The organism is Phascolarctobacterium succinatutens YIT 12067, assembly GCF_000188175.1.
In the GTDB taxonomy this organism is placed as follows: Bacteria; Bacillota; Negativicutes; order Acidaminococcales; family Acidaminococcaceae; genus Phascolarctobacterium_A; species Phascolarctobacterium_A succinatutens.
In genome coordinates this window covers 1-6,457 of the sequence record NZ_GL830885.1, presented here as the reverse complement: position 1 = coordinate 6,457, position 6,457 = coordinate 1, and the positions used below count along the sequence as shown (strand labels likewise).

At 40.0% G+C, this 6,457-nt stretch carries 3 protein-coding genes; 2 read left to right on the top strand and 1 reads right to left on the bottom strand.

What is annotated here, in order from left to right:
- On the bottom strand, positions 1–548 hold a 548-nt coding region (locus HMPREF9443_RS10870), incomplete at its 3' end, for a hypothetical protein (protein ID WP_009145540.1).
- Positions 549–682: 134 nt separating this feature from the next.
- On the opposite strand from HMPREF9443_RS10870, the gene HMPREF9443_RS05455 reads away from it, so the two are divergent.
- Together HMPREF9443_RS05455 and HMPREF9443_RS05450 are read left to right on the top strand one after the other, a co-directional pair.
- Positions 683–988, top strand: coding sequence for a helix-turn-helix transcriptional regulator (locus HMPREF9443_RS05455; protein WP_009145539.1), 306 nt, complete (start codon positions 683–685; stop codon positions 986–988).
- 250 nt (positions 989–1,238) lie between these two features.
- Positions 1,239–6,137, top strand: a complete 4,899-nt coding sequence (locus HMPREF9443_RS05450) for a type ISP restriction/modification enzyme (protein WP_009145538.1) — start codon at positions 1,239–1,241, stop codon at positions 6,135–6,137.
- Positions 6,138–6,457: the final 320 nt, after the last annotated feature.

Below are 6,457 nucleotides of genomic sequence, written 5' to 3'. Positions count from 1 at the left end.
TAAAAATGTCCTTGACAAAGGGTACGGTTTAAGTGTAAAACAATTTGCTCCTTGTCGGTAAGTCTTGTCATAGCCTGTTTGAGTGCCATGTTAAAGGTTGGTGCATCTAGGGGAGAATAGCCCAGATATTCCAAGGCTTTTTCCAAGGACGTTTCTTTACTGCAATAGTTCTGCCTGCAGGCTGCATGCATAAGCTCATAGCGCAAATGACATTGAATAAGTCCCGGCAGATGTACAAAATCATTACCGTTATATTTTTTTATAAATTGCAAAAAGATAACCCAGGCAGTGTTGACTGCATCCTCGCCTAAAATATCGAAGATGCTTGGGTAATGACTTTCCTTGAGTATAAGCGGCTTAAAGGTTTCGCAAAGCGATTCGATAGCCTTTTCGTCTGCTGCTTGTGCAGCAAGGATCAGCTCCTTTAGTTCTTTCGGAGTGTAACGCTCCGCATTATGGATTTTGTTTGGTTGATTGGTTATTTTCGCCAGTTCCTTTCTGTGGCGGTCGCAATGCCGCGTATGGCAGAATTCTGTGCTGTACTGCATCAAGTCTTGATGTGGCTATTGTATCACAGAAAATTGGAAAGATTCGTATATGTATCAGATATGCTACATATACGTTTTCGCTGCTCGTTTTGTAATACGCTGTTAGCAAAATAGTGATATTTTGAGGTGACAGGATGAGAAAAAGACTTAAGGACTTGTATACAGCAGTGTTGTCGGATGCGGAATATTTACAGGAATTAGTGGAGCTGGGTGTGCTTATAGGGTCGCACAGAACGGCGTTGGGGATAAATCAGGAGGAGTTTGCCAAGATGATTGGGGTTTCTCGGAGGACGATGACTAAGATTGAAAACGGCAGACAGAGTTTGAGTTTTGTTGTATTTTTGCGGATGGCTGCTATTTTTGAGGTGCGCCCGGAGTATTTGCTGCAGGAGCTGGCGCGGGTGACGCAAAGGAAGTGGAGCAGGAAGGGGGAGGATTGAGGGAGAGTTGGCTTGATAGAACAAGTTTCGCAAGAATTAACTGAAAATGCGTGACGCTTTAATTTTTTTGTGCTAAAATTAAAAGATACACAAATGAGTCCCCCCCCCGAGACGGCTGAAATAAATGCCTCGTGGAGCGGGGCAGTTACCTGGCGATTTATGTAATGTTGTAAATCTCGGGGGACTCCTTTTTTATACATCAAAAGCAGGTTGTTATGCTTGTTTCGTATTGTAAAAAGGAGTTGGAGAGATGGCAACATTTTGGAGCATTATTCAGGATATAAGAAAAAAGGCTTATACTGAACATGACAAGGGTACTCGCTTTGAAAGATTAATTTGTAATTATTTAAAGACTTCCAAGAAATACCAAATTTTATTAAAAGAAGTTTGGCTGTGGAATGAGTTCCCGTATAGAAAAGAATTCGGTGGCAGTGATACCGGTATAGATTTGGTTGCGTTAACAAAAGATGGTCACTATTGGGCGATTCAATGTAAGTGCTATGCGGATGATACTGTTATCAATAAAGCTGCCGTAGATTCCTTTTTGTCTACCTCATCGCGTCAATTTGTTGATGATAATTTTGAGCAGCAGAGCTTTAGCAGTCGTTTGTGGTTTGCAACAAATAATAAATGGGGCAAAAATGCTAAGGAGGCTTTTGAAAACCAAAATCCTCCGGCATATATTATTAATTCGTGGGATGTGGCAGATGATGAAACTGTTGACTGGGATGAACTTGATGCCGGTCTTTTTGGTTCTACTGCTGTAAAGAAAAGAAAGATCAGTCCTAAAAAGCATCAGGAAACAGCATTGGCAAATGCTGCCAAGTATTACAAGACACATGACCGTGGCAAGCTGATTATGGCTTGCGGTACCGGTAAAACATATACTTCCTTATGCTTAGTTGAGCAGGAAACTCAAAATAAAGGTCTGATTCTTGTTCTTGTGCCCTCTATTGCATTGATTAACCAAACCTTAAACGAGTGGCAAAGCTGTGCCAAGCATGATATTTATCCGATTTGCGTATGCAGCGACAGCACTGCATCCAGATTAAAGGATAATGATAATGCGGATAACCCTGTTGATTTGGCTATGCCTGCAAGTACTAATTATTATAGTGTTGCACAACAGCTTGTTAATGCTAAAAAGCAGATGGAAGGCAAGGAAGGCCTTATTGTAGTATATTCAACCTATCAATCCATTGATGTTATCGGTAAGGCGCAAAGATTTTTGCGTGGAGAAAAGGTTGAGGATGATTCGCAGCAGATGCTCTTTGACGATTTTATTCCGGAAGAGCATGATTTTACCTTTGATTATATTGTTTGTGATGAAGCGCATCGTACAACAGGTGTTATTATTAACGGTAAGGATGAAAGTGCTTTTACGAAGGTACATAATAACAGCAATGTTGCCGGTAAGCACAGACTTTATATGACGGCGACACCGCGTCTTTATGCGGATAACGCCAAGAAAAAGGCTGAGGAAAATTCAGTAGTCCTTTGTTCTATGGACGATAAAAATATATATGGTGAAGAAATTTATCGTATCGGCTTCGGTGAAGCTGTTGAAAAGGATTTGCTGTCGGATTACAAGGTACTTATTTTGACTGTACGTGAAAATACACAGCTTCCGGCGGACCTTTTGCAGGCGGTTCAGGACAAGAATCAGGAGATTAACGCTGATGATGCAGTAAAGCTGGTTGGTGTTATTAATGCTTTGTCTAAGCGTGTAGTGCCTGATCCTGATATTGTTAAATCTGTTGACCCGGCGCTGATGCATAGGGCTGTAGCATTTTGTTCAAAAATAAGTGTATCTAAGGTAATTTCTAACAGCTTTACTAACTTCGGTAAATCTATTCAGGAAAATTTCCAAGAGGATGCACAGGAGGATACCGTTATTGCAACGGCTAAGCATATTGACGGTAGCATGAATGCCAATGAGCGTAATGAGCTGGTAAGCTGGCTGCGTAATGCTCCGACAGATGGTAACGAATGCCGTATTCTTACTAACGTGCGCTGTCTTTCCGAGGGCGTGGATGTTCCGTCCCTTGATGCTGTGATTTTCTTGTCTAAACGCAATAGTCAGGTGGATGTAGTTCAATCTGTCGGCCGTGTTATGAGAAAAGCACCGGGTAAAAAATATGGCTATATCATTATCCCTGTAATCATTCCTGATGAAGGCGATCCTAATACAATTTTGGATAACAATGATAACTACGCTGTTATCTGGACAGTATTGAACGCATTGCGTGCGCATGATGACCGCTTTAATGCCTTTGTAAATAAATTAGAGCTTAACGAAAAACCTCCTACCGGCGGTGGTACTGCTATTGTCGGTGGCGGTGACGGCACATATCCCGGTGGCGAGAATACTTCGGGAGTACCTGTTAATCCTACTCAGCTGCCGCTGTTTGATGATGAGGTACGCAAGGCGATTTATGCTAAAATGGTATTGAAGGTTGGTACTAAGCGTTATTGGGAGCAGTGGGCTGATGATATTGCCAAGATTGCCCAAAAGCATATTAACCGTATTCAGGCTGCTATCAAAGAAAACGAGGATTATAAAACCGGCTTTGATATGTACATGGAAGGCTTGCACAAGAATATTAATCCTAATATTACGGAGCAGGCTGCTATTGAAATGTTGGCACAGCACTTTATTGCCAAGCCTGTTTTTGATGCCTTGTTTGAAAACTATTCCTTTGTTGAAAGCAATCCCGTGTCTAAATCTATGAAAAACCTGTTAGATTTGATGCAGGATGATGCCTTTGATAAAGAGCAGCAGGATGTCATGGAACGCTTCTATAAGAGCGTTAAGGAACGCTGCGAGGGCATTGATAATGCTGCCGGAAAGCAAAAGGTTATCGTCGAATTATATGACAAGTTCTTTAAAAAGGCACTGGCAAAAACAGTTGAAAAGCTGGGCATTGTCTATACTCCCGTAGAGGTAGTAGATTTTATCAATCAGAGTGTTGCCGATGTATTGAGAAAAGAATTTAACCGCAGCATCAGTGATGAAAATATTCATGTTATAGATCCGTTTACCGGTACGGGAACCTTTATTACAAGGCTGCTTCAAAGCGGTTTGATTAAGCCGCAGGATATTGAACGCAAGTATAAGCATGAGCTGCATGCCAATGAGATTGTTCTGCTGGCTTACTATATTGCGTCGATTAATATCGAAAACGCTTTTCATGATGTTGCCAAGCAGGAAAACGGCACCTACACTCCGTTTGACGGTATTTGCTTGACTGATACCTTCCAAATGTATGAGGACAAGGACAACGATGTTGAACGCTTGAAATTTGCTGATGTTTTTCCGCAAAATTCTCAGCGTGTTATTGCCCAAAGCAAGGTGCCGATGCGGGTTATTATCGGTAATCCGCCGTATTCTAGGACTCAGAAAAGCACAAATAATAATAATAAAAATGAAAATTATCCTAAACTAGAAGAAAGGATAGCTCTTACTTATGGGAAAAATGTAACTGTTAAAAATACTATCGCAATATATGACAGCTATGTAAAAGCTTTTAGATATGCTAGTGATATACTTGATGATATGGGTGGTGTAATTGGTTTTATAACTAATGCGGGTTGGATTGATGGTAATGCAATGAACATCTTACGAAAATGCTTTGAAAAAGATTTTAGCAGTATTTATATATATAATCTTAGAGGAAATGCACTTTCTAGTGGAGAATTGCGTCGCAAAGAAAAGGATAATGTTTTTGGACAAGGAACGAAAACACCAGTTGCGATTACGATTTTAGTAAAAAATCCAAAAGCAGTAAACAAAAATGCAATTATTTATTATCGTGAAGTAGATGATTATCTTACTAGAGAACAAAAGTTAGAAGCCATTGTAAAGCAAAAATCTGTTATGGCAAAAGGATTTGTGCAAAAGATTTTGCAACCTAATGAAGCTGGAGATTGGTTGACACAACGTAGCGCTGTTTTTGCGGAATTTATACCATTAATTACTGCCAAAAAATTTGATGATGAATCAAAGGCATTTTTCTTGTTTAGTTCACTAGGTGTTCAGTCCGGTAGGGATCCTTGGGCATGCAATTTTAGTAAAAGCATCTTAAGTAGTAATACCGAAAGGTTTGTAAATAACTATAATTATATGATTGATTCTGGTATTATTCAAAATGATAAAAAAATAATCATGTGGAATAGTAGCTTGCAATCTATGTATAAACGGCATGAGAAAATTATTCTAGACAAAGAAGGGAACAGAGAACATATATATAGACCATTTAATAAAACTAATTTGTACTATACAAAGCAGACTATTCATAGGCGTGGCCAAATGGATTTATTATTTCCTATGAAATGTAGTATAGAAAATTTGATTATTGAATTATCTGCCATAGGTGGTAACAAGCCGTTTTCTGTTTATATTACAAAGGACTCTACAGATTTTCAGTGTATGTTTAATGGACAATGCTTCCCACTCTACTGGTACGAAGAAAAAGAAGAAGCTGTTATGGCAGATATTTTTGCTATGACAGATGAACCGAAAGCTAAGCAGTATATTCGTCATGATGGCGTTACCGATTATATTTTGCATGAAGCAAGAGAAAAGTACAGGACTAACGCTATTACGAAAGAGGATATATTCTATTATGTTTACGGTTTCCTGCACAGCGAAGAATATCGCAAGCAATTTGCTGCGGACTTGAAGAAGATGCTGCCACGCCTGCCCTTGGTTGAGAATGCCGTAGATTTCAAAGCCTTTAGCGAAGCAGGCCGCAAGCTGGCTGACCTGCATTTGAACTACGAAAAGCGTCCTAAGCCGGAGCAGGTAATTGTAGAGCGTAAAGCAGATGATTATATCGTCGAAAAGATGAAATTCAAGAGTAAGCAGGATAAGAGCGTCATTATCTATAACAATCATATCACCATTAAAAACATTCCTTTGGAGGCATATGATTACGTAGTTAACGGACGTAGTGCAATCGAATGGATTATGGAACGCTATCAGGTTAAGATTGATAAGGCAAGCCAGATTAAGAATGATCCTAACGATTGGGCAAAGGAACATAATGATCCTACGTATATTCTTGATTTGCTGCTGTCGGTTATTACTGTCAGCCTTGAGACTATGAAGATAGTGAAGGGATTACCTAAAGTAGAATTTGATAAGTAAATATTGATTGCAGCGTCAAATGTTGCATAACGCACTCACACCCAAAACACTAAAGGCGTTCTACCCAACTGCGGTAGAACGCCTTATTTTGATCTAAAACAATATAATTTTACGGAAACGAAAAGACCTGAGGTCCGCAAGAATAGGGACTTCAGGTCTTTTTTGTACAAAACCGCAAGCGGTAAAAAAGCCTCTCCTTGGGGAGAGGTGCCGAGCTTGTCGAGGCGGAGAGGGGTGATAACTATCAAGCGTAGAAACAGCAGTCCCCTCTCAGTCGCCCTGACGGGCGTGCACTAGTCAACAAATTTTAGACACAAATC

What these genes read in the sequence shown, in the direction of transcription:
- HMPREF9443_RS05455 (WP_009145539.1), top strand. Translation starts at nt 683, where the DNA reads ATGAGAAAAAGACTTAAGGACTTGTATACAGCAGTGTTGTCGGATGCG.
- HMPREF9443_RS05450 (WP_009145538.1), top strand. Translation starts at nt 1,239, where the DNA reads ATGGCAACATTTTGGAGCATTATTCAGGATATAAGAAAAAAGGCTTAT.